This window comes from Variovorax sp. EBFNA2 (assembly GCF_033802765.1).
GTDB lineage: Bacteria > Pseudomonadota > Gammaproteobacteria > Burkholderiales > Burkholderiaceae_C > Variovorax > Variovorax paradoxus_H.
Map to the genome: position 1 here is coordinate 4,698,172 of NZ_CP138496.1, position 25,503 is coordinate 4,723,674.

General features: G+C 69.5%; 7 protein-coding genes. 2 read left to right on the top strand and 5 right to left on the bottom strand.

Features of this window, described 5'->3' with window-relative positions:
* Both RZE79_RS22140 and RZE79_RS22145 read left to right on the top strand, forming a co-directional pair.
* The gene (locus RZE79_RS22140; protein WP_319356853.1) at positions 1-846 is read left to right on the top strand and encodes a formyltransferase family protein; all 846 of its coding nucleotides are present in this window, start codon (positions 1-3) and stop codon (positions 844-846) included.
* A gap of 93 nt (positions 847-939) precedes the next feature.
* Positions 940-3,168, top strand: coding sequence for a TonB-dependent siderophore receptor (locus tag RZE79_RS22145; RefSeq protein ID WP_319356854.1), 2,229 nt, complete (start codon positions 940-942; stop codon positions 3,166-3,168).
* A 113-nt stretch (positions 3,169-3,281) separates the two neighbouring features.
* Here RZE79_RS22145 and RZE79_RS22150 read toward each other — a convergent pair whose 3' ends face one another.
* The 5 genes from RZE79_RS22150 to RZE79_RS22170 are packed head-to-tail and all read right to left on the bottom strand — an operon-like array spanning position 3,282 to position 25,498.
* A complete protein-coding gene (locus RZE79_RS22150) occupies positions 3,282-11,537 on the bottom strand; it encodes a non-ribosomal peptide synthetase (RefSeq protein WP_319356855.1) in 8,256 nt (2,751 codons plus the stop codon).
* On the bottom strand, positions 11,537-14,902 hold the full coding sequence (locus RZE79_RS22155; protein WP_319356856.1) for an amino acid adenylation domain-containing protein: 3,366 nt from the start codon (positions 14,900-14,902) through the stop codon (positions 11,537-11,539). Before RZE79_RS22155 ends, RZE79_RS22150 begins: the two co-directional genes overlap by 1 nt.
* A 2-nt stretch (positions 14,903-14,904) precedes the next feature.
* Entirely contained in the window at positions 14,905-19,458 is a 4,554-nt protein-coding gene (locus RZE79_RS22160; protein WP_319356857.1) for an SDR family NAD(P)-dependent oxidoreductase, read from the bottom strand.
* Entirely contained in the window at positions 19,458-24,758 is a 5,301-nt protein-coding gene (locus RZE79_RS22165; protein ID WP_319356858.1) for a non-ribosomal peptide synthetase, read from the bottom strand. Before RZE79_RS22165 ends, RZE79_RS22160 begins: the two co-directional genes overlap by 1 nt.
* A complete protein-coding gene (locus tag RZE79_RS22170) occupies positions 24,755-25,498 on the bottom strand; it encodes an alpha/beta fold hydrolase (RefSeq protein ID WP_319356859.1) in 744 nt (247 codons plus the stop codon). Before RZE79_RS22170 ends, RZE79_RS22165 begins: the two co-directional genes overlap by 4 nt.
* Positions 25,499-25,503: the final 5 nt, after the last annotated feature.

Consider the following 25,503-nt stretch of genomic DNA (forward strand, 5'->3'; position numbering starts at 1 on the left):
ATGCCCAAGGCCAAGCTCGTCTACATCATGTCCTTGCGAAACGCCGCCGCCGACAAGGCGGGCCAGAACGTCGACTACCAGGGCACGCCGCGCTACATGAAGTCGCCGCTCGAGTACCTGGCGCAGGCGCTGGACACCACGCCGCTGGGCGACGCCTACTCGCTCGAAGGCATCGTCTACGACGACGACGCGCAGTCGCCGCGCGACCAGGCGGCCCTTGCGGACTACGGATTCGCCTGGCATCCGCAGCGCCAATGGATCTTTCCGGCCGAGCTGCGCGCGCAGGGCCAGCTGCTTCGGGACATGCTGCATCCCGTGCCCTCGGCCTACCGCCGGCTGCCGCTGAATGCGCCCGGGCGCGCGGCGGGCAAGAGCGCCTTCGAGCGCACGCTGCTCGACAAGCTGCTCACGCTCGGCGCCGACGTCGTGCTGCTCGACGGGCTGCTGGTCATCCTCGACGAGCTGGTGCGGCCCGGCAGTCCCTACCACCGGAAGATCGTCAACATCCACCCGGGCATCACGCGGCTCGAGTCGCCCTTCCAGCGCCGCGGCGCCTGCGCGACGCTCGACGCGCTGCACGGCGCGCAGGGCCACAAGGTGGTCGACTGGGCCGCCATGACGACGGTGAAGGCGCCCGTGATCGACAGGACCGGCGCATCGCTGCACTACGTGGACAACGGCATCGATTCGGGCGAAGTGATCTTCGACGTGCTCGACACGCCCATCGCGCCCGAAGACACCATCCTCGAACTGCGCTGGAACAACTTCAACCGCAGCCTCTTTCCGGCCATGCACCAAGGCTTGATGTTGTTGGCGCCCCACGTCCTGAGCCCGCAAGCCAGATAAGTCACGCATTCGCAGCGAAGAGTCAAACTTAATGAGAACACTTCTCATTAAAATTTGGCCGCTCTTGCACTTTATTACTTTCAAAGTTCCTTCATGCAACTCCCTTTCCTCCCCCGCCAACGCCTGCTGCATGCCTCGCTGGCGGCGGCATTCGGCACCACCGCCGCGTTCTGGAGCGTCGGCAGCCATGCCCAGATGCCCGCTCCCGCCACGTCGGCGGCCGAAGGCAAGCCTGCCGCCGGCACCACGCTGCCTGCGGTCACGGTGAATGCCAATTCGGAGGAAAGCGCCACCGGCCCGGTGAACGGCTACGTGGCCAAGCGCAGCAGCACGGGCACCAAGACCGACACGCCGATCATCGAGACGCCGCAGTCGATCTCGGTGGTCACGTCCGACCGCATGCAGGCCACCGGTGCCACGACGCTGAAAGACGCATTGAGCTATTCGCCCGGCGTGGCCATCACGACCTTCGGGGCCGATTCGCGCTACGACTGGCTCACGCTGCGCGGCTTCGACGCCTATGCGCCGGGCTTCTACCTGGACGGCCTGCCGCTGCGCAACAACGGCAACTGGGGCGTCTGGCGCACCCAGAACTACGGTGCCGAGCGCATCGAACTGCTGCGCGGCCCCGCCTCGGTCCTGTATGGCGCCAGCGGCCCGGGCGGCGTGGTCAACGTGGTCAGCAAGCGCCCCACGGCCGAGCCGTTGCGTGAACTCCAGATGCAGATCGGCGACCACAACCGCAAGCAGATCGCCGGCGACTTCTCCGGCCCGATCGACGCCGAAGGCAAGGTGCTCTACCGCGTGGTGGGCCTGATTCGCGACGGCGACCTGCCCACCGGCAAGATGCCGGACCGCCGCTCGTACTTCGCGCCCTCGATCACCTGGCGCCCCTCGGGCGACACCAAGCTGACGGTGCACGCCGAAATCGACCGCACGCGCGCCGGCGTCTACAACCGCATCCAGCCGCAGGTCGGTTCGCTGATCCCGACCGCGATCGGCACCCGCCTGTCGCCGTCGCTGGCGACCGGCGACCCCAGCTACGACCGCTTCAACACCGACCAGTGGCTGGTGGGCTACGAGTTCGAGCACCGCGTGAACGACACCGTCACCGTGCGCCAGAACGCGCGTTACGGCGAGCTGAAGGTCGACTACGCCGGCATCTGGCCGCTGCGCCGCCTCACCACCGTGGACGCGCGCAATCCGCTCAATCCAGCGAACTTCATGTTTCTGGGGCGCTATCCCACCGGAAGCCGGGAAAGCGTCTCCTCCTTCAGCATCGACAACCAGGTGCAGGCCGATCTCCGTTCGGGCGACTGGCAGCACAAGGTGCTGGTGGGGCTGGACTACCAGCGCAACCGCATCGACCAGTACAGCTTCTCGACCGGCAGCGCGCCGACGATCAATGTCTTCGCACCGGTCTACGGCGGTCCGGTCAAGGAAGGCGCGCCCTGGATGAACTCCGACATCCGGCTGGCGCAGACCGGCCTGTACATCCAGGACCAGATCAAGTGGGGCGACCGCTGGTCGCTCACGCTGGGCGGCCGCTACGACAGCGGCGACAGCGACGTGTTCGACCGCCTGTCGGCCCAGTCCACGAGCATCTCGCAGAACAAGTTCACCAAGCGCGCGGGCCTCGTCTACGTGGCGCCGAACGGCGTGGCGCCCTACCTCAGCTACACCGAGTCGTTCGCGCCCACGGGCCAGGTCGATCCGGTCAGCCGCCAGCCGTTCAAGCCCGAGACCGGCAAGCAGTACGAAGCAGGCATCCGCTACCAGCCGCCGGGCACCAAGCAGAGCTACAGCGCGGCCATCTTCGACCTGCGCCGCCAGAACTACATCTCGAACGACGCCAACTTCGTGCCCAGGCAGACCGGCGAGATCCAGGTCCGCGGCCTGGAGCTCGAAGCCACCGCCGAACTCACGTCGCGCGTGAACGTCACGGCGTCCTACGGCTACACGCCGCGCGCCATCGTCACGGCCAGCGCCAACCCGGCCGAGGTCGGCAAGCAGGCCAACGCCGTGCCGCGTCACCGGCTCGCGATCTGGGCCGACTACCGCTTTGCCAGCGGCGTGAAGGTGGGCCTGGGCGCGCGCTACACCGGCTCGAACCACGGCGACGGCGAGAAGGTCGCACCGTACAAGGTGCCTGCCTCCACGGTGTTCGACGCCATGATCGGCTACGACTTCGACCGCTGGAGCCTGGCGCTCAACCTGCGCAACCTGACCAACAAGGATTTCCTCGCGAACTGCGACCAGTACGGCAAGTGCTACTACGGCGCGCCGCGCTCGATCGTGGCAACGGCGGCGTACCGCTGGTAGGCAGGAACGACACCCCGGGGCGCGGCGAGCGCCTTGTGTGATCTTTCAAGGAAAAGGCCCGGCGCAGTGAATGCGCCGGGCCTTTTCTTCTGGTCGGAGGGACGACGCGCGGTTCAGTCGACAGCGCGTGCCGCACGCGCCGCAAGCGCCGCGAGGTCCGCGAGGCTTTCGGCCTTCATCACGTCCGCCAGCACCAGCCTGCGGCCACCGGGCACCTGCGCCCGCAGGCCGAGCAAGAGCCTCAGGCTCAGCAGCGAGTCCCCGCCCAGTTGGAAGAAGTTGTCGTGGCGGCCGACACGCCGCACGCCCAGCAGCTCGGTCCAGATCGCCGCCAACCACTGCTCCGATGCACCTTGCGGCGCCTCGTAGGCCTTGCGGCTCGCCAGCATCACCTGCGGCAACACGGCTGCCTGCAACACCACCATCTCGCCAAGCTCGCGTGCAGGCCGTTGCGGCTGCACGGCCAAGGCCTCGACCACCTCGGCGACGGCCGCTCGCATCAGTGCGCAGACGCGTGCAGCACCCACCGCACGGCTGACCTGCGCCGTGAGCGCAAAGCCGTCGCCGAAATCGCTGACCGACACGCCGAGCGGGTAGTTGCTGCGCTCCTGGCCCGAGACGAACTCGATGCCGTTCCATGCGGCGTCAGCTTCGGGCGCGCGGCGCGGGCTGTGGCGGTAGTTCAGCAGCGACGAGAACAGCGGCGCGCCCTTGGGCAGCCCGCTGCAGCGCTGCGCGAGCGACAGGCTGGCGTGCTCGTGGTGCATCAGCTGCGCCAGTGCCGCATGCGTCTCTTGAACGCACTGCGCCACGCCGAGTGCGCCGAGTTGGATGCGCAGCGGCAGCATGTTCATGCACAGGCCCAGGGCCCGCCCCGCGTCCTCGCCCGCCTGCATGCGGCCGAACAGCACCGTGCCGAACACCACGTCGTCCTGTCCCGTGGCCCTGGCCAGCACCAGCGCCCATGCGAGATGAAAGAGCGTCGCCGGGCTCACGCCATGGCGCTGCGCTTGCAGCCGCAACTGCGACGCCAGCGCGGTATCGATCGGAAGCTGCGCGTCGTCCACACCGGAGCCGTCGCATTGCACATCGGTCAGGCCGAACGGTGTGGTGGGCCGCGTCACATCGCCCAGCATGCGGGTGAAGAACGCTTCGTGCTCCGCCTGCGCCACGCCAAGCCGGGCATGGGCCACGAAGCGGCGGAACGGCACGGGCGGCGGCAGGGCGATCGCCGGGTCTTGCTGGACGGAGGTGATCTCGTCCATCAGCAGTTCCAGCGTCGTGTGGTCCGAAATGAGGTGATGGCTGGGCAACTGCAGAAGCCAGCGCTGTTGCGCCGCGTCGTGCGCCGCCACCGCATCGATCATCGGCGCGCGCCGCACGTCGATGCGGTAGCCGACGGGGTCGACATGGGCATTCAATCGCTCGGCCGCGCTGGCGCCCGCCGATGCGGCATCGCCTTCGAGCCATTGCAGCGTCAGCCGGGCCTCCCGGCACACGACCTGCACAGGCTCGCTCAGCCCCTCCCACACGATCGCCGTGCGAAGAATGTCGTGGCGCGCGATCACCTGGTTGAAGCTCTCGATGAAGCGCTCGAGCCGGTCCCGGCTGTCGAAGCTCATCAGCAAGGGATAGACATACACATCGCCTTGCGCCTGCAGGAGGTGATGGAACAGGATGCCCTCCTGCAGTGGCGCCAGCGGATAGATGTCCTGGATGTTGGCCGCCCCTTGCGGCACCGCCGCCTCGATGCGGCGCAGCTCCGCTTCGCTCAGGTCCACCAGCGTCACCATCTCCGGGCGGATCGCCTCGCACCCTGCTGCCGGAATCCCGTTGTCCGGCACCTGCACCTCCGGCCTGCCCGTGTCCTGCGCCAGCGCCTTGGCGAAGGCGGCGAACCCGGGGTGCTGGAACAGCGTGCGCACCTGCGCCTGCCAGCCCCGTGCCCGCATGCGCTCGAGCAGGCGCAGCGCCAGCAGCGAGTGGCCGCCCAGCTCGAAGAAGTTGTCGTTGCGGCCAACCCTCGGTAACCCGAGCACCTCGGCCCAGATCGCCGCCAGCGCTTCTTCCGTCTCGCCCTGTGGCGCTTCATAGCCCTTGCCTTCGGCAAACTCGGGCTCAGGCAGCGCCTTGCGCTCGACCTTGCCGTTGGCGTTCAGCGGCAAGGCATCCAGCACGACGACGGCCCTTGGCACCATGTAATCGGGCAGCACCTGGCCGAGGCGCTCGCGCAGCACATCGGCATCGATGGCTTGTCCTGCGTGCGCGGCGACGTAGCCCACCAGCGAGGGGCCGGCTGCGCCCTCGCGGGCCACCACCACGGCTTCCTTGACCTCAGGCTGGGCGAGCAGCTGGGCTTCGATCTCCCCGAGTTCGATGCGAAGGCCTCGGATCTTCACCTGGTGGTCGATGCGCCCCAGGTACTCGATCTGGCCCTCGACGTTCCAGCGCACGAGGTCGCCTGTGCGGTAGAGCCTGTCGCCTTGGCCGAACGGATTTGCCACGAAGCGCTCGGCGCTCAGGCCCGGCTTGTTCAGGTAACCCCGCGCCAGGCTCACACCACCCAGATAAAGCTCGCCCGCCACGCCGCGCGGCACGGGGTTCAGCCCGGCATCGAGCACCCACGTCTGCGTGTCGCTGATCGGCCGGCCGATCGGCACCAGGCTCTGGCCGTCGTCCCGGCAGGTCCAGCGTGTGACGTGGATGGTCGTCTCGGTCGGGCCGTACAGGTTCTGCAGCGTCGCGCCGCTCAGGCGTCGCAGTGCTTCTCTCTGTGTCTCCGCGGGCATCGCCTCGCCGCCGCAGATGATGTGCTTCAGGCGCGTGCTCACCTCGATGCCCGGATGCGCCAGGAAGGCCTGCAGCATCGCGGGCACGAAGTTCAGCGTGGTGATCTGGTGGCGCTGGATCAGCTGCACCAGCCGCTCGGGGTCGCGGTGGTCGCCGGGGTTGGCGATCACGAGGCGCACGCCCGAGGTCATCGGCCAGAACATCTCCCAGCACGAGACGTCGAAGCCGAACGGGGCCTTGTGCAGCACGGTGTCGTCGCCGCTCAGGCCGTAGGTGCTCTGCATCCAGGCCATGCAGCTGCGCAGCGCCTCGTGGCGCACCGCAGCGCCCTTGGGCTTGCCGGTGGAGCCGGAGGTGTAGATGACGTAGGCCAGGTGTTCGCCGTGCAGCGCGACCTGGGGATTGGTGTCGGGCTCATTGGAGACGTCGAGGCTGTCGACTTCCAGCATGGTGAGGCCGGCATGTGGCGCGATGAACTCGCGGGTGGCACGGTGGCTCAGCAGCAATTGGATGCCGCTGTCCTCCACCATGTACGCCAGCCGCTGCACCGGGTACTCGGGGTCCAGTGGCAGGTAGGCACCGCCCGCCTTCAGGATCGCCAGGATGCCCACCACCATCTCGAGGGAACGCTCCATCACGATGCCCACGCGCATGTCGGGCCGCACGCCCAGCGCGATCAGCCGATGGGCCAGCCGGTTCGCACGCGCGTTCAGCTCGCCGAAGCTCAGCGATGACTCGTCGAACAGCAGTGCCGTCGCATCGGGTTGATGCAACGCATGCCGCGCGATGCTGTCGTGCACCAGCTCTGCACCCGGCTCCTGCTGCGCGTTCACGCTCCATTGCGTGAGCCAGCGCATCTCCTCTCCCGACAACAGATCGAGCTCGCACACGCGCTGCTGCGACTCTGCAACCAACGCATCCACGATCGAGCGAACGGCCGCGTGCATGAACCCGCACACGCGCCGTGCATCGACCGATTCATGCACCTGCGCGGTCAGCGAGAAGCCCTCGCCCTGGTCGTCCACCGACATGTCGAAGGGATAGTTGCTGTGCTCCTGCCCGCCGAGGAACTCGATGCCCTGCCAGGCCGCGGCATCCTTCTTCTCGACCGCGGCGCTGTAGCGATAGTTCAGCAAGGCCGAGAACAGCGGCGTGCTCCCCGGCAATGCGCTGCAGCGCTGGGCGAGCGACAGGCTGGCGTGTTCGTGGTGCAGCAGTTGCGTGAGTGCTGCATGCGTCTCCTGCACGCACTGCGCCACGCCGAGCGCACCCAGCCTGATGCGCAGCGGCAGCGTGTTGATGAAGAGTCCCAGCGCGCGATCCGCACCCGCGCCCGACTGCATGCGACCGAAGAGCACCGTGCCGAACACCACGTCGTTCCTGCCGGTCGCCTTGGCCAGCACCAGCGCCCAGGCCAGATGAAAAAGCGACGCCGCACTCACCCCATGGCGCCGCGCCTCGTGCCGCAGCGATGCGGCCAGTTCGGCCTCCAGCACCAGTTCGGCCTTCCCGGCGCGGGCGCCGTCACTTCGCACATCCAGCAGTTCGAAGGGCGTCGTGGGTTCGTCCACATCGCCGAGCATCCGGGTGAAGAAGGCTTCGTGTTCGGCCTGGCTCACGCCCAGCCGGGTCTGCGCCACGAAACGACGGAACGGCACGGGTGCGGGCAGCGCATCGGGCCCCTGCGTCGCCAGCAGGCCGATTTCCTCGACGATCAGTTCCAGCGTGGCATGGTCGAGCACCAGGTGGTGGCTCGGCAGTTGCAGCAGCCAGCGCCCGTTGCCCGCATCCTCGGCGGCAATGGCGCGGATCATCGGCGCGCGGCGCACGTCGATGCGCCGCCGGCCCGCGTCGGCCGTCAGGCTGGCGGCCACGTCCTCGCCGGCCGGTACGTCCAGCCATTCGAGAGCCAGTTGCGCCTCCCGCCACACGACCTGCACGGGCGCGGACAGCGCCTCCCACAGCACGGCGGTGCGAAGGATGTCGTGGCGTGCGATCACCTGGTTCAGGCTGCGGACGAAATCCTCCAGCCGCTGCTTCGATGCGAAGGAAAGCAACTGCGGCGTGATGTAGACATCGCCATCGGCCTGCATGAGGTGATGGAACAGGATGCCCTCCTGCAGCGGCGCCAGCGGATAGATGTCCTGGATGTTGGCCGCCCCTTGCGGCACCGCCGCCTCGATGCGGCGCAGCTCCGCTTCGCTCAGGTCCACCAGCGTCACCATCTCCGGGCGGATCGCCTCGCACCCTGCTGCCGGAATCCCGTTGTCCGGCACCTGCACCTCCGGCCTGCCCGTGTCCTGCGCCAGCGCCTTGGCGAAGGCGGCGAACCCGGGGTGCTGGAACAGCGTGCGCACCTGCGCCTGCCAGCCCCGTGCCCGCATGCGCTCGAGCAGGCGCAGCGCCAGCAGCGAGTGGCCGCCCAGCTCGAAGAAGTTGTCGTTGCGGCCAACCCTCGGTAACCCGAGCACCTCGGCCCAGATCGCCGCCAGCGCTTCTTCCGTCTCGCCCTGTGGCGCTTCATAGCCCTTGCCTTCGGCAAACTCGGGCTCAGGCAGCGCCTTGCGCTCGACCTTGCCGTTGGCGTTCAGCGGCAAGGCATCCAGCACGACGACGGCCCTTGGCACCATGTAATCGGGCAGCACCTGGCCGAGGCGCTCGCGCAGCACATCGGCATCGATGGCTTGTCCTGCGTGCGCGGCGACGTAGCCCACCAGCGAGGGGCCGGCTGCGCCCTCGCGGGCCACCACCACGGCTTCCTTGACCTCAGGCTGGGCGAGCAGCTGGGCTTCGATCTCCCCGAGTTCGATGCGAAGGCCTCGGATCTTCACCTGGTGGTCGATGCGCCCCAGGTACTCGATCTGGCCCTCGACGTTCCAGCGCACGAGGTCGCCTGTGCGGTAGAGCCTGTCGCCTTGGCCGAACGGATTTGCCACGAAGCGCTCGGCGCTCAGGCCCGGCTTGTTCAGGTAACCCCGCGCCAGGCTCACACCACCCAGATAAAGCTCGCCCGCCACGCCGCGCGGCACGGGGTTCAGCCCGGCATCGAGCACCCACGTCTGCGTGTCGCTGATCGGCCGGCCGATCGGCACCAGGCTCTGGCCGTCGTCCCGGCAGGTCCAGCGCGTGACATGGATCGTCGTCTCGGTCGGGCCGTACAGGTTCTGCAGCGTCGCGCCGCTCAGGCGTCGCAGTGCTTCTCTTTGCGTCTCCGCAGGCATGGCTTCGCCGCCGACGATGATGTGCTTCAGGCGCGTGCTCACCTCGATGCCCGGATGCGACAGGAAGGCCTGCAGCATCGAGGGCACGAAGTTCAGCGTGGTGATCTGGTGGCGCTGGATCAGCTGCACCAGCCGCTCGGGATCGCGGTGGTCGCCGGGGTTGGCGATCACGAGGCGCACGCCCGAGGTCATCGGCCAGAACATCTCCCAGCACGAGACGTCGAAGCCGAACGGGGCCTTGTGCAGCACGGTGTCGTCGCCGCTCAGGCCGTAGGTGCTCTGCATCCAGGCCATGCAGCTGCGCAGCGCCTCGTGGCGCACCGCAGCGCCCTTGGGCTTGCCGGTGGAGCCGGAGGTGTAGATGACATAGGCCAGGTGCTCGCCATGCAGCGCGACCTGCGGATTGGTGTCGGGCTCGCCGCAGATGTCGAGGCTGTCGAAGCTGTCGAAGCTGTCGACTTCCAGCATGGCGAGGCCGGCACGCGGCGCGATGAGCTCGCGGGTGGCCCGGTGGCTCAGCAGCAGTTCGATGCCGCTGTCTTCCACCATGTAGGCCAGGCGTTGCACCGGGTACTCGGGGTCCAGCGGCAGGTAGGCACCGCCGGCCTTCAGGATCGCCAGGATGCCCACCACCATCTCGATGGAGCGCTCCATCACGATGCCCACGCGCATGTCGGGCCGCACGCCCAGCGCGATCAGCCGGTGGGCCAGACGGTTCGCACGCGCGTTCAGCTCGCCGAAGCTCAGCGAGGTCTCATCGAACAGCAGCGCCGTCGCATCGGGCTGTTGCAGCGCATGCCGCGCGATGCTGTCGTGCACCAGCTCCGCACCCGGCTCTTGCCGTGCGTTCACGCTCCATCGCGTGAGCTGCGATTTCTCCGGCGCCCCCAGCAGGTCGATGTCGCCAATCGCACGCGTGTCATCGCCGACCAGCGCATCGAGGATCACCACGTAGTGCCCCGCCATCCGTTCGATGGTCTCCGGCTCGAACAGCTCGCGGGCATGGTTGAAGACCAGTTGCACCTGTCCGCGGCCGTCCTCGACCACGTCCAGCGTCAGCTCGAACTGGGCGGCCTGCTCGCCGAATTCCCAGGTCTGCAGCGCGAGCCCCGGAAGGTCTTCCAGCGCGCTGTGATCCTGCTGCAGGTGGTTGAACATCACCTGGAACAGCGGCGCCGTGCTCAGGCTGCGCTCGGGCTGCAGGGCCTCCACCAGCTGTTCGAACGGCAGGTCCTGGTGCGCCTGCGCGCCCAGCGCCGCTTCGCGCGTCGCGGCCAGTGCCTCGTGCAGGCGGGTGCGGCTTTCCAGCACATTGCGCATCACCTGCGTGTTGACGAAGAAGCCGACCACCCGCTCCGACTCGACGCGGTGGCGGTTGGCAATCGGCACGCCGACCCGCACGTCCGGCTGCGCCGTGTAGCGGTTCAGCAGCACCTGGAAACCGGTGAGCAGCATCATGAACAACGTGGCCCCACGCGACTGCGCACGCCGGCGCAGCGCCTCGACCAGCGAGGGCGGTAGCGCCGTGGCGTGGCGCGCGGCGCGGTACTTGCCGTCGGCGCGCCGCATGCGGTCCACCGGCAACTGCAGCACCGGGTGCTCGGCGCCGAGCTGCGCCTTCCAGTGATCGAGCTGTCGCTCCTTCTCGCCCGCTTCGAGCCAGTGCCGTTGCCACAGCGCGTAGTCGGCGTACTGGACCGGCAGCGCATCGTGCACCGGCGCGCGGCCCTGCACGCGCGCGCGGTACCCGGCGACAAACTCGTCCACCACGATGCGCATCGACCATCCGTCGGACACGATGTGATGCATCACGACGGCCAGCATGTGCGCCTCGGCCCCGAGGCGGATCAGCACCACGCGCAGCAGCGGGCCGGTGGTCAGGTCGAAGGGCGCATCGGCGATGCGCCGCGCCGCTTCGCGCGCTTGCGCCTCGCGCTCGGCCTGCGGCAGATGCGCCAGGTCGACGAGCGGAATGTCGAGCGCCCCCTGCGCCTGCACGCGCTGCTCCACCTCGCCCTCGGCATTCACGCTGAACACGGTGCGCAGCGACTCGTGGCGCGCCACCAGCGCATCGAAGGCGGCCTTCAGTGCGTCGGCGTCGAGCCGCCCTTCGAGCCGCAGCCCGCCTGCGATGTGATAGGCCGAACTCGCCGGCTCCAGCTGCCAGAGAAACCACTGCCGCATCTGCGCATGCGAAGGCGGACACGCCGTGCGCATCGCCTCCTCGCGCGCCACGATCGGAAACTGCCCGATCGTGAGGCCCTCGGCGCGGATCTTCTGGTACACCGCGCGGCGCTGGGCCGGGGTCAGGCGCAGGAAGCGCCGGCCGATGTGGTCGTGGGTGGCCGTGGTGTCCATCAAGTGGTCTCGAGGCTGTCAATGAAGGAGTCGATGTCGGACAGTGCATCGGCATGCGGCTTGCGCGCGCCCGCCTCGGCGATCAGCCGGGCCATGTCCATCAGGACGGGGTTCTGAAAGATGTCTCTGACTGCAAGGTCGACGTGCAGGACGCCCTGCACGCGCGCCATCACCTGCATGGACATCAGCGAGTGGCCGCCGAGTTCGAAGAAGTGGTCGTTGCGGCCGACACGCGCCACGCCCAGCACTTCGCACCAGATGCGCGCCAGCGCTTCTTCGGCATTGCCCTCGGGCGCGGCATAGGCGCGCTCGCTGCCGAAGCCGGGCTCGGGCAGCGCCTTGCGGTCGACCTTGCCGTTCGCATTCAACGGCAGCGTCGGCAGCACCACGAGGGCGCCGGGCACCATGTGCTCGGGCAGCGCGCGGCCCAGCCGCGCACGCACCTGTGCCGCGTCGATCGCCTGTCCGGCCTGCGCCGACAGGTACGCCACGAGCACCGTCGCGCCCGCGTGTTCCCTGGCAATGACGATGGCCTCGCGCACCTCGGGCTGCGCGAGCAGCTGCGCCTCGATCTCGCCGAGCTCGATGCGAAAACCCCGCACCTTCACCTGGTGGTCGATGCGCCCCAGGTACTCCAGCTGGCCCTGCGCGTTCCAGCGCACGAGGTCGCCCGTGCGGTAGAGGCGATCGCCGTTTTCCGCTGCGATGAAGCGCTCGGCCGTGAGGCCCGCGCGGTTCAGGTAGCCGCGCGCCAGGCCGGCGCCCGACACGTGCAGCTCGCCGGCCACGCCCGGCGGCACGAGGTTCAGGTCCGCATCGAGCACCCGCAGGCCCAGGTCCGGAATGGCGATGCCGACCGGGCTGCGCTGCTGCCCGAGGTCCGCCGCGGTGATGCGTCGCCAGGTCACGTGGACCGTCGTCTCGGTGATGCCGTACATGTTGACCAGCTGTGGATGCTGGTCGCCGTGGTGCTCGATCCACGCGCGCAGCCGCTGCGGCTCCAGCGCCTCGCCGCCGAAGATCACCGTGCGAAGCGACAGGCCCTTGTCCAGCGCCTGCGGCAACGCGATCAACTGGCCGAAGGCCGAGGGCGTCTGGTTGAGCACCGTCACCTGCTCCGCCCGCAGCAACTGCAGGAAGTCCGCCGGCGAGCGGCTCACCCAGAACGGCACGACGACCAGCTTGCCGCCGGTGCACAGCGCACCGAAGATTTCCCAGACCGAGAAGTCGAAGGCGCAGGAATGGAACAGCGTCCACACGTCCGTCGGCCCGAAGCGGAACCACGGTTCGGTGGACGCGAGCAGCCGGGTCACGTTGCGGTGGCACAGCTGCGCGCCCTTGGGACGGCCCGTGGAGCCCGAGGTGTAGATCACGTAGGCGAGGTTGTCGCCGTCCACCGCCACCGCGGGGTCGGTGGCCAGGCAGCCGGCCAGGTCCGCGGTGTCGATGGCGAGCGCATCGATGTCTGCGGGCAAGACGATGCGCCCGCGCAGGTGGTCGTGCGTGAGCACCAGCGCAAGGCCGCTGTCTTCCGCCATGTAGGCGATGCGGTCGGCGGGGTAGTCCGGGTCCAGCGGCACATAGGCGCCGCCGGCCTTCATGACTGCCAGCAGCGCGACCACGAGATCGGTGCCGCGCTCCAGCGCGACGCCGACGCGGGTTTCAGGCCGCACGCCTTGCGCGATCAGCCGGTGCGCGAGCCGGTTGGCCCGCTGGTTGAGTTCGCGGTAGCTGAGCGCATCCTGCTCGAAGACCACGGCAATGGCTTCGGGCTGCACCGCCGCCTGTCGCTCGATGAGGCCATGCACGGTCTGCGCTGCGTGGGTCTCGCGCGTGCGGCCGCCCCATCCAGCGCGCTGCGCGAGCTCGGCAAGTTCCGCTTCATCCAGCAGCGCCAGTTCGCCCAGCACGCGCGTCGGTTCGGCCACGAAGGCTTCCAGCACGCGGCGGTAATGGCCCGCCAGCCGCGCGATGGTCGCCGGCTCGAACAGCTCGCCCGCGTAGCGGAACGCGGCGCGGAGGCCGCCGTCTTCGCACTCGATGGTCTCCAGGATCAGCTCGAACGGTGCCGCGCGCTCCCCGAGGTCGATGCGCCGCACCTGCAGGCCGGGCCATCCGCGCAACGGCCGGTTGCCTTCGCCGAGATGGTTGAACATGACCTGGAACAGCGGCGAGCCCGCATGCGCGCGGTCGGGACGCAACGCCTGCACCAGGCGCTCGAAGGGCAGCTCCTGGTGCGCCTGCGCATCGAGCGAGGTGTCGCGCACCTGCACCAGCAGATCGGCCAGGCTCATGCGCGGATGCAGCCGCGCGTCCATCACCACCGTATTGATGAAGGCGCCCACCACGCCGGCGGTCTCGGGCCGGTTGCGGCCGGCGACGGGAACGCCGATGCGGATTTCGTTCTGGCCGGTATAGCGGAAAAGCAAGGCATGGAAGGCCGCGAGCAGCACCGCGAACAGGGTGTTGCCCTGCGCGCGCGCGTGCTGCTTCAGTTCGCGCGCCAGAGGCGCCGGCACGTCGAGCGTGTACTGCGCAGCGCTGTACGTCGCGTCGGCGGCGCGCGGCCGGTCGGTGGTGAGTTCGAGCACCGGCTGGCTGCCGCCGAGCCGCTGTTGCCAATGGGCCAGTTGCCGCTCGCCCTCGGTGCTTTCCAGCCAGGTGCGCTGCCATCGAGCGAAGTCCACGTAGCGAATCTCGGGCTCGGGGTCCGTACCGGCCGGCATCTCGCCCACGCGCTGCGCGTAGAAGCGCGCCAGTTCATCGAGGATGAGCTCGACGGACCATGCATCGGAACCGATGTGATGCATCGTCAGCAGCAGCTGGTGGTCGCCTTCGGCCATCTTCAGCAGCGTGCCGCGCAGCATCGGCCCGGTCGTCAGGTCGAACGGCGTGCGGCAGACCGCGTGCACCGTCTCGCGGTAGCGCGACGTGCGGGACGCGGCATCGAGCCCGCTGAGATCGACGAAGGGAATCTCGATGCGGCTCTCGGGCTCGACGCGCTGCTCGGGCAGGCCGTGGGGGCCGGGGCGGAACACGGTGCGCAGCGTGTCGTGGCGCATCGCAAGCGCCTGCACCGACTGCTGCAGCGCCGCGACGTCCAGCGGCCCCGCAAAGCCCAGGCCGCCGCCGACGTGGTAAGCCGTGTTGCCCGCATCGAGTTGCCACAGGAACCACTGCCCCTGCTGCGTGAAGGAGACTGGCACGAAGGCGCCGTCGTCCACGCTGCGCGCGATGGCATCGCGCAAGGGCTGGGCGGGGGCCGTGGCCGCGTCGCTGTCGCGCCGCAGCCTGCGCTGCAGCAGCGCCAGTTGGGCGGGCGACAGCTTCGCCCGGCGTTCGGAAAGATCGTTGCGCTCGCTCATGATCAAAGACTCGGGGTGGTTGCGACGGTGGGGGCGTCTTCGATCTGCTCGATCAACCGCAACTCGACCAGGGCGGCCAGTTCGGCGATGGTGGGCGCCTTGAAGAAGGCGGCGGGATGCAGCTCGACGCCATAAGCCTTGCGCACCCGCGACAGCAGCCGGATCGCCAGCAGCGAATCGCCGCCGAGCTCGAACAGGTTGTCGTTGGCCCCCACGGGCGCAATGCCCAGCGCTTCGGTCCAGAACTCGGCGAGCCCTTCTTCGAGGTCGCCTTCGGGCGCGACGAATGCGGTCTGCAGCACCGGGCGCGGATGCCCTGCGCGGGCCTCGGGCGCGGGCTCGTCGTCCAGCGACTCGAACAGGCCGTCCAGCGGGCGCAGGCGCGGCGCGAAAGGCGAGATGGACACCACCGTCTGCGGCAGGTCGGGCCCGTTCGCGATGCGCTCGAAGGCCGACACGCCGGTGCGCTCGTCCAGGCCGACGCCTTCGGGCATGTCCATGTCGACCGCCACGCCCACATCGCGCCAGGCGTCCCAGTTCACCGAGAAGACCGGCAGCGCGGAACTGCGCCGATGCGCGTGGGCCAGCGCGTCGAGGTACGCATTCGCGGCCGCGTAGTCGCTGCGGCCAAGGCCGCCGATCAGGCTCGCCACCGAGGAGCAGAAGAGCACGAAGTCGAGCGGTTCGGCGCGCAGCGCATCGAGCAGCGCGAGCGTGCCCGCGATCTTGGGCGCGAACGCGGCCTCGACCAAGGCCCGGGTGCGCTGGGCGATCATGCCGCGGTCGGGCTGGACGACGGCGTGGACCACGCCGTTGACCGGACCGAAGCGCGCGTGCACCGCCGCCAGTGCGCTGCGCAGTTGTGCCGGATCGGTGACGTCGGCCGCCACGGCCAGCACCTGCGCGCCGTTCGCTTCGAGCTCCATCAATTGCTGCAGCCTGCGGCGCAGCGGCGCGGGCTGGTCGGCCGATGTGGCGATGCGCGACCATTCGGCGCGGTCGGGCAACGGCGTGCGGTTCATCAGTACCAGCCTGGCCTGCCAGGTCTTGCTGAGGTAGCGCGCGAGCGCCAGGCCCACGCCGCCCAGCCCGCCGGTGATCAGGTACACGCCGCCCTGGCGCAGCCGTTGCACGCCCGGCGTCTGCGCCGGCAAGGTGTCGTACGACTTCGTCCAGCGATGCGGGCCGCGGTAGGCGACGACGAAGTCCTCGCGCGTGGCCGCCGCCTCTTCGACGACGCGGCGTGCAAGGTCGGCTTCGGCGGTGCTTTCTGGCGCGGGCAGGACCACGTCGACGACGCGGCAGGCGATGGTGGGCGACTCCTGGCCGAGCACCTTGGCGATGCCCAGCACGGTCGCCTTTTCCGGCGCCAGCGTCTCGGTACCGGCCACATCCTCGACGCGGTCGGTGACGACGGTGAGCGCAAGCGGCGGGCGGACCGCGCCGCCCACGTTGTCCAGCGCCTGCGCCAGCGCGAGCAGGCTGAAGTAGCCGGCCTCGAAGGCCGCGGCATGCGAAGGCGCCGGGGCATCGCCGTCGAGGCTCCACAGGTGGAAGAGTCGCGTGACCGGTCCGGCCTCGGACTCGACCTCGCGCAGCAGCGCCTCGTGGTCGGCGCGTTCGGCCGGCCGCATGGCGTACTGCCCTTCGGTGGTGCGCGAAAACTTCTTTCCGCGCAGCGCCAGGATCACGCGTCCGCCCTGTTCGCGCAGCGTGCGCGCGAGGCGGTCGGTGAAGCTGTTCGCACCGCCGAGCACCAGCGTGCAGCCCGACGGCCCAGCCGTTGCCGGCACTGGCGACAGCGCGGTGCGCTTCCAGGCCGGCGCATAGAAGAGACCGGGCGCGGCAGCATGTGCCGGTCGCGCGGCGCCACCGGGCTCGGGCTCGACCCAGAAACGGCGGCGCTGGAACGCGTAGGTAGGCAACGGCACCCGGCGCGGCGCGGGACCGGTACGGCACGCCGCCCAATCGATGTCGACGCCCACGGTCCAGAGGCCAGCGATGGCGTTCGCCAGTTGCTGCGCATTCCTCGCCGCCTGCTGCGGATGGGCCTGGCTGGCCCAGATGCCCGCGGCCGACCGGCCTCCGGGGTGCTGGCGCGCCAGCCCGGCCAGCGTTTCGCCGGGGCCGACTTCGAGCACCACGCGGCCGGGCACGGCGAAGATTTCGCACAGGCCGTCGGCAAAGCGCACCGTGCCGCGCAGGTGCCGGCCCCAGTAGGCGGCGCTGGTCGCGTCTTCGGCGGTGATCGCCTTGCCCGTCACGTTGGACATGAAGGGAATGCGCGGCGCCTGCTTCGGCACTGCGGCAATCAGGCGTTCCAGCTCGGCCATCATGGGCTCGACCAGGCGGGAGTGCGAGGCGATGGACACATGCAGGCGGCGCGGCTGGTGCTGGCGCGCGAGCAGTTCTTCCTCGGCGCGCCCGATGGCATCGGCCGGACCGGCGAGCACGCAGAGCTGCTCGCCGTTGATCACGGCCAGGTCGCATCCCGTGGCGAGGAACGGCGCGAGTTCCGCTTCGGACAGCGGCACGGCGGTCATAGCGCCGGGGGCCAGCGTCTGCATCAGGCGGCCGCGCGCGGCCACGATGCGCAGCGCGTCTTCCAGCGTGAACACGCCGGCCAGGCAGGCTGCGACGTATTCGCCCAGGCTGTGGCCCAGCAGCACCGCAGGCTGCACGCCGCAGCTCATCCACCAGCGCGCCATGGCGTACGCGGTCGCGAACAGCGCGGGCTGCGCGAACTCGATGCGGAACAGGCGGTCGTTTGCCGCCTGTTCATCGCCCGCTGCGGGGAACAGCAGCGCGAGCAGATCAATGCCGCAGTCGGCGTTGAGCACCGCGGCGCAATGGTCGAGCACCTCGCGGTAGACGGCGCTGTCGCGATAGAGGTCTTCGCCCATGCGCGCGTGCTGGGTGCCGCCGCCGGGGAAGAGAAAAGCCACCTCGGGCGGGGAGGCGGCAGCACGGGTTGCCGCCACGGCGGGCGACGAGAGCATGTCCGCAGCCAGCCCGGATTGATTGGCCACCACGGCGCTGCGCCACGTGAAAGCGCGACGCCCGCTCTGCAGCGTGTGCGCCACGTCTTCGAGCGCAAGCCCGTCGTTCGCACGCAGATGCGTCGCGAGCTGTTCGCGACCGTGGGCGAGCGCAGCTTCTTCCTTCGCCGACAGCGGCAGCACCTGCCACTGCGCAGCCTTCTGTGCCGTGGGCCGCACCGCGGGTGCTTCTTCAAGCACCACATGCACATTGGTGCCGCCGATGCCGAACGAGCTCACGCCCGCGCGGCGCGGCGTGCGGCCTTCGGGCCAGGGCTGGCGCTGCGCGTTCACGTAGAACGGACTGCCGGCGAAAGCTATCTGCGGATTGGGCTTCGTGAAATGCAGGCTCGGCGGCAGCACGCCGTGCTTGAGCGCCATCGTGGCCTTGATGAGCCCCGCCACACCGGCCGCCGCATCGAGGTGGCCGATGTTGGTCTTGACCGACCCGACGGCGCAAAAGCCGCGCCGCTCGGTGTCGACGCGGAAAGCTTGCGTGAGCGCCGCGATCTCGATCGGATCGCCCAGCGTGGTGCCGGTGCCGTGCGCTTCGATGTAGCCGATGGTGTCGGCCGAGACGCCCGCGATCAGTTGCGCCGCACGGATGACCTCGGCCTGCCCGTCGATGCTGGGCGCGGTGAAGCCGACCTTGGCCGAGCCGTCGTTGTTGGCCGCGGTGCCCTTGATGACCGCGTGGATGGTGTCGCCGTCGCGCAGCGCTTCGTCCAGGCGCTTGAGTGCGACGACGCCGGCGCCGCTGCCGATCACCGTGCCGGCGGCATCGGCGTCGAACGCGCGGCAATGGCCGTCGGGCGAGAGGATCGCGCCGGCCTGGTAGCGGTAGCCGCCCTCTTGCAGCAGGTTGAGCCACACGCCGCCGGCCAGGGCCATGTCGCAGTCGTGGCTCAGGAGCGCCTGGCAGGCGGTGTGCACGGCGGTGAGCGACGTGGAGCAGGCCGTCTGCACGCTCACGGCGGGGCCGCGCAGGTTGAGCTTGTAGGCAACGCGCGTGCACAGCGAGCCACCGGCGTTGCCGCTCATGAGGCCGAGCAGGTCGGCGATGCCCGTGTGCGCGCCGAGGCCGAAGGACGGCAGCAGGTTGCGGATCAGGTAGACGTTGGCGCCCTCGCCCGCATACACGCCGACCTTGCCGGGCCAGCGCTCGGGATCGCAGCCGGCGTGCTCGAGTGCCGCCGAGGCGCATTCGAGAAAGACGCGCTGCTGCGGATCGAGGTTCTCGGCTTCGCGCGGCGTGTAGCCGAAGAAGCCGGCATCGAACTGGTCGAAGCCTTCGAACATCACGCCGGCCTTCACGTAGTCGGGATCGTCCAGCAGGCTTTGCGGCACGCCGCGCTCGCGCAGTTGCTCGTCGGTGAAGCGTGATACCGACTCCACGCCATCGCGAATGTTGCGCCAGAAGGCGTCCACATCATCGGCGCCGGGGAAGCGTCCCGACAGGCCGACGATGGCAATTTCCAGGCCGGTGGGTTCGACGGATTCGTTGAAGGCGGTGGTCATCAGTTGACTCTCTCTGCCACTTTGCGACGTTGAAGCATGGCCGCGCGCTGGCGCAGCGCACGGTCGTCGGCGCCCGCGGCGGAAACGGCCGCGGCTTGCGCGCCGCCCTGCTCGATCCAGCGCGCGAGCGATTCGACGGTGGGGTACTTGAAGAGGTTGACCAGCGGGAAGCCGCCCTGCAGCCGGTCTTCCATCAGGCGGTGCGCGCGGATGAGCAGCAGCGAGTGCCCACCGAGGTCGAAGAAGTTGTCGTGCAGCCCGACCTGCTCGACCTGCAGCACCTCCGACCAGATGGCCGCGAGCGTGCGCGCCACATGGCCCTCTGGCGCCTCGTAGGTGCGCGCGCGGCCGAGGCCTTCAGGCTCGGGCAGCGCCTTGCGGTCAACCTTGCCGTTGGCGTTCAGCGGCAGGGCTTCGAGCACCACCACGGCGCGCGGCACCATGTAGTCGGGCAGCACCTGGCCCAGTTGCTCCCGCAGCGCGGCGGTGTCGACCGCCTGCTGCGCGTGCGCCGCAATGTAGGCCACGAGCGAGGCGCCGGCAGCGCCTTCGCGCGCCACCACCACGGCCTCGCGCACGGCGGGCTGCGCGAGGATCTGCGCCTCGATCTCGCCGAGCTCGATGCGGAAGCCGCGGATCTTCACCTGGTGATCGATGCGGCCCAGGTACTCGATCTGGCCCTCGGTGTTCCAGCGCACGAGATCGCCGGTGCGATAGAGCCGGTCGCCCGCGCCGAAGGGGTTGGCCACGAAGCGCTCGGCGCTGAGGCCGGGCTTGTTGAAGTAGCCGCGCGCCAGGCTCACGCCGCCGAGGTACAGCTCGCCGGCCACGCCGCGCGGCACGGGGTTGAGCTCGGCATCGAGGATGTGGCACTGGGTGTCGCTGATCGGCTGGCCGATCGGCACCAGGCTTTGCCCATCGTCGCGGCAGGTCCAGCGCGTGACGTGGATGGTCGTCTCCGTCGGGCCGTAGAGGTTCTGCAGCGTGGCACCGTGAAGGCGCTGCAGCGTCTCCTTCTGCGTCTCGGCGGGCATGGCCTCGCCGCCGCAGATGATGTGCTTGAGCCGCGTGCTCGACTCGATGTCCTTGTGCGCCAGGAAAGCCTGCAGCATCGAAGGCACGAAATTCAGCGTCGTGATCTGGTGGCGCTGGATCAGCTCGACCAGGCGCGCCGGGTCGCGGTGATCGCCGGGGTTGGCCACCACCAGCCGCGCGCCCGCGGTCAGGGGCCAGAACATCTCCCACACCGACACGTCGAAACCGAACGGCGCCTTGTGCAGCACGGTGTTCTCCGGGCCGAGGCGGTAGGTGTCCTGCATCCAGGCCATGCAGCTGTGCAGCGCGGCGTGGCGCACGGCCGCGCCCTTGGGCTTGCCGGTGGAGCCGGAGGTGTAGATGACATAGGCCAGGTTCTCGCCGTGCAGCGCAACACCGGGATCGGTGTCGGGCTCGTTCGAGAGATCGGTGCTGTCGACTTCCAGCCGCGCAAGGCCCGCGCGCTCGGCGATGTGCTCGCGGGTGGCGCGGTGCGTCAGCAGCAGCGCGATGCCGCTGTCCTCCACCATGTAGGCCAGGCGCTGCAGCGGGTAGTCGGGGTCCAGCGGCAGGTAAGCGCCACCGGCCTTGAGGATGGCGAGCAGCCCCACCACCATCTCGACCGAGCGCTCCATCGCGATGCCCACGCGCATGTCGGGCTTCACGCCGAGCGCGACGAGGCGGTGCGCGAGGCGGTTGGCGCGGTGATCGAGTTCGACGAAGCTCAGCGCTTCGTCACCGAACAGCAGCGCGATGGCGTCGGGCTGCTGCTTCGCATGTCGGGCGATGGTGTGGTGGACGGGTTGCGGCTGCGGCTCGCGGCGTGCGTTGATGCTCCAACCTGCGAGTTGCGTGCTCTCCGCCGCGTCGAGCAAGGCGATGTCGCCCACCGCGCGGCCGGCGTCGGTGCAGACCGCGCCGAGCACCGCCACGTAGTGCTGCGCCATGCGCGCGATGGTCTCGCGCTCGAACAGGTCGTCGGCATAGATCACGGCGAGCATCAGCCGGCCGTCGGGCCGCTCGCGGGCTTCCAGCACCCAGTCGAACTGGGTCTGCAGGTCGGGCAGCGCGTGGTCCTGCACCTGGATGCCGTCCAAGCGCTGCAGCGGGCGATGGTCCTCGAACAAGTGGTTGAACATCACCTGGAACAGCGGGCTGTGGCTCATGCTGCGCTCGGGCTGCAGGCGCTGTACCAGTTGGTCGAAGGGCAGGTCCTGGTGCGCCTGCGCGCCCAGCACGGCCTCGCGGGCTTGTGCGAGTGCACGCGACAACGGCGTGCGGCCGTCGATCGGGTTGCGCAGCACCAGCGTGTTGACGAACAGGCCGATGACGTTCTCGAACTCGACCCGGTTGCGGTTGGCGATCGCGGCGCCGACGCGGATTTCTTCCTGCCCGGTGTAGCGGTGCAGCAGCACCTGCAGGCCGGCGAGCAGCACCATGAACAGCGTGGCGCCGTCGGCCTGCGCCACGCCGCGCAATTGGCCCAGCAGGGGCGCGGGCAACTCGAAGGCGTGGCGTGCGGCGCGGTAGCTGGCTTGCGGCTTGCGCGGGCGGTCGGTGCGCAACTCGAGCACCGGATGCTCGTCGCCGAGTTCCTTCCGCCACCAGGCGAGCTGCCGCTCGGCCTCGCCGGCAGCCAGCCATTCGCGCTGCCACACCGCGTAGTCGGCGTACTGCACACGCGGCAAGGGCAGCGCCGCGGCACGGCCCTGCAGGCGCGCCGCGTAGCCGGCGGCCAGTTCGTCGATCAGCACCTGCATCGAGGCGCCGTCGGACACGATGTGATGCATCACCACGGCGAGCACCTGCGTGTCGTCCGCCAGGCGCAGCAGTGCCGCGCGCAGCAGACCGCCCTGGGTGAGGTCGAAGGGCGCGCTCTTGATGCGGCGGGATTCGCGCTCGAGGCGCCCGGTGCGCTCACCGGCGGGCACGTCGCGCAGGTCGACCACTTCGAGCGGCAGCGTGCCGGTCGGCTGGACCCACTGCGCGGCAACGCCATCGCTGCCCGCGCGGAACACGGTGCGCAGCGACTCGTGGCGCACGACCAGATCGCTCAGTGCCGCGCGCAGCGCGTCGACCTGCAAGGCGCCGGTGAGGCGCAGCGCGCCGCTCATGTGGTACGCCGCGCTCGACGGGTCGAGCTGCCAGAGGAACCACTGGCGCTCCTGCGCGTGGGACAGCGGCAGCGCATGCAGCCGGCGCTCGGCCGGCAGCACCGCGATGGGCGCGGGCCGCGCATGCGCGCCTTCGGCCAGGCGCTGGCGCACGGCAGCGGCGCACTCGCAAAGCCGTGGGTGCTCGAACATCAGGCGCACCGGAAAGTCGATGTCCCAATGATTCGACACACGGGCCGCGACCTGGGTGGCGGTGAGTGAGCTGCCACCACGGGTGAAGAAATGGGCGTCGCGAGCGAAAGGCTTCGCGTCGGCGGGTCGGAGCACTTCGCGCCAGATCGCATCGACGGCGCGCTCGGTCTCGTCGAGCACGGGCGTTTCGATCTGCTCCTCGACAGGGCCGCCTTTGACGAACACACCGCGCTCGTAGATGGCATACGCATCCGCGCTGCGATCGAGCCAGCCCGCGCGGCACGCGCTGCGCTGCAGCTTGCCGCTGGTGGTCTTGGGCATGCCGCCCGGGTTGAGCAGCAGCACGGCCGACAGCGCTTCGCCGAACACCTCGCTGACCGCGGCGCTCAGCGCCTCGACCAACACCTGCGGCGGCACCAGCTTCTGCATGCTGCGCGACACCTCGGCCGCGGCGCCGATGCCCTCGCCGTCGGGTCCGTTGGCCGCGAAGACCGCCACGCGGCCCTTGCGCACCGCATCGACCTGCGCCTCGATGACGCGCTCGATGTCCTGCGGATAGATGTTGTGGCCGCGCACGATGATCAGGTCCTTGATGCGGCCGGTCACGTAGAGCTCGTTGTCGCAGACGAAGCCCAGGTCGCCGGTGCGCAGCCAGCGCTTGCCCGCGCGCTCGACGAAGGTCTCGGCGGATTCGCGCGGCTTGCCCCAGTAGCCGGCACCGACGCTCGCGCCGCTCACCCAGATTTCGCCGATACGGCCGGGCTCGGCCACCACCGACAGCGTGGCGGGATCGACGATTTCGACCCCGTGCTCGACCGCCACCGCGCCACAGCCGACGAGCAGCGGGCCGTCTTCGCTCGGCACGCCCAGGCCGCTGGCCAGGCCGTCGGCGGCGAAGCTGCGCGCGACCATGCCGGCGCCGCGTTGTCCGCCGGTCACGAACAGGGTCGCCTCGGCGAGGCCGTAGCAGGCGTAGACCGCGCCCGGATCAAAGCCCGCAGGGGCGAAACGTTCGATGAAATCGAATTCGGTATCGGCACGCACCGGCTCGGCGCCGGTGTAGGCCACGCGCCAGCTCGAGAGATCGAGCTGCGCGATCTGCGCGTCCTTCACGCGCTCCAGGCACAGGCGGAACGAGAAGTCCGGACCGCCGCTGAGCGTGGCGCGGTGACGGGAGATCAGCTCCAGCCAGCGCACCGGGCGCTCGAGAAAATAACGCGGCGAAGTCAGCACCAGCGGGATGCCGCTGTACAGCGGCTGCATCAGGCCGCCGATGAGGCCCATGTCGTGATACAGCGGCGCCCACGAGACGAACTTGTCATCGGGCCCGATGCCCATGCCGACCTGGATCGCATGCTCGTTGGCCATCAGGTTGCCGTGCGTCACGATGACGCCCTTGGGCGCCGAGGTCGAGCCCGAGGTGTATTGCAGGAAGGCGACGTCGTCGTCGGCCGGCTCGAAGGGCTGCCAGGCGTCGGCGAGTGCGACATCGATCGCGTCGACAGCAACGATCTGCACATCGCCGAACTGGCCGCCGGCCGCGGCCATCGCGGTGCTCAAAGCCGAAGACGTGAGCACGCAGCGCGCCGCTGAATCGCTCGCCACGCCGGTGAGCCGCGCCAGGTGCTGCGGCCGCGTCGATTCGGGCGGAAACACGGGCACTGCGATCACGCCGCAGTAGAAGCAGGCCAGCATGCTCACCGCATAGTGGTCGCCGTTGTCGAGCATGACGAGCGCGCGGTCGCCCTTGGCGAACTGCTGCTGCAGGCGGGCCGCGAGCGCGCGAACGCGCTGTTCGAAGACGGCATAGGTGAACGGCCGCTCGCTGCAGACGCCTTCGACCTCATCGACCACGGTGAGCCAGACGTCGTGCGAACGCCGCTCGGCCAACGCGCGCAGATGCGCCACGAAATTGCGCGGTGGCCGGCTGGCGGATGCCGTCGCGAGCAGTTCATTCATGGATCGACCCTTTGGTGCGCGTGAAGATGTGTCTGTGTCGGCAGATGCCGTGTGAGCGCGGCAAGAAATTCGGTCTCGTGCTGCCGCAGGAAGAAATGGCCGCCGTCGAACCAGTCGAGCGTGAAGGCGCCTGCGGTTTCCTTGGCCCAGGCGGCCATGGCCGGCACCTCGATGTCGTCCTGCCGCCCTGCGAAGGCGTGCAGGGACAGCGGCAGCGGCAGCGCACCGGTCGCGGCACGCGCGTCGTGGCTGCGGCAGACGCGGCGGTCGGCTCGCAGCGTGTCGAGCGTGATGCGCATGAGTTCGTCGCTGGCGAACACCTCCTCGGGCGTACCGCCCTGCTTGCGCAGTTCGGTGATCAGCGAGGCGTCATCTTCACCACCGTCGAAGCGCTCGGGGTCGCGTCGCGAGGGGGCTGCGCAGCCGGACACGAGCAGCGCGCGCGGCATCGGCCGGCGCGAGGCCTGGAGCCTGCGGGCCACGCCCTGTGCCAGCAACGCGCCCATGCTGTGGCCGAAGAGCGCGAAGTCGCCGCGCATGGCATCGGCCTGCTCGGCGCAGATCCGCGCGACCATGGCATCGAAATCTTCCACGAAGGCCTCGCCCATCCGCGCGCCGCGCCCCGGCAGTTCGACCGGTACGATGCGCACCCACGGCGGCAGGAAACGACGCCAGCGCAGGTACATGGCGGCGCTGGCGCCCGCGCAGGGCAGGCACAGAAGCGAAAGAGGCGCCTGCATGCCCA

Bases quoted from the DNA above. Each gene is read 5' to 3' on its own strand.
- RZE79_RS22140 (WP_319356853.1), top strand. From the start codon at position 1: ATGCCCAAGGCCAAGCTCGTCTACATCATGTCCTTGCGAAACGCCGCC.
- RZE79_RS22145 (WP_319356854.1), top strand. From the start codon at position 940: ATGCAACTCCCTTTCCTCCCCCGCCAACGCCTGCTGCATGCCTCGCTG.
- RZE79_RS22150 (WP_319356855.1), bottom strand. From the start codon at position 11,537: ATGGACACCACGGCCACCCACGACCACATCGGCCGGCGCTTCCTGCGC.
- RZE79_RS22155 (WP_319356856.1), bottom strand. From the start codon at position 14,902: ATGAGCGAGCGCAACGATCTTTCCGAACGCCGGGCGAAGCTGTCGCCC.
- RZE79_RS22160 (WP_319356857.1), bottom strand. From the start codon at position 19,458: ATGACCACCGCCTTCAACGAATCCGTCGAACCCACCGGCCTGGAAATT.
- RZE79_RS22165 (WP_319356858.1), bottom strand. From the start codon at position 24,758: ATGAATGAACTGCTCGCGACGGCATCCGCCAGCCGGCCACCGCGCAAT.
- RZE79_RS22170 (WP_319356859.1), bottom strand. From the start codon at position 25,498: ATGCAGGCGCCTCTTTCGCTTCTGTGCCTGCCCTGCGCGGGCGCCAGC.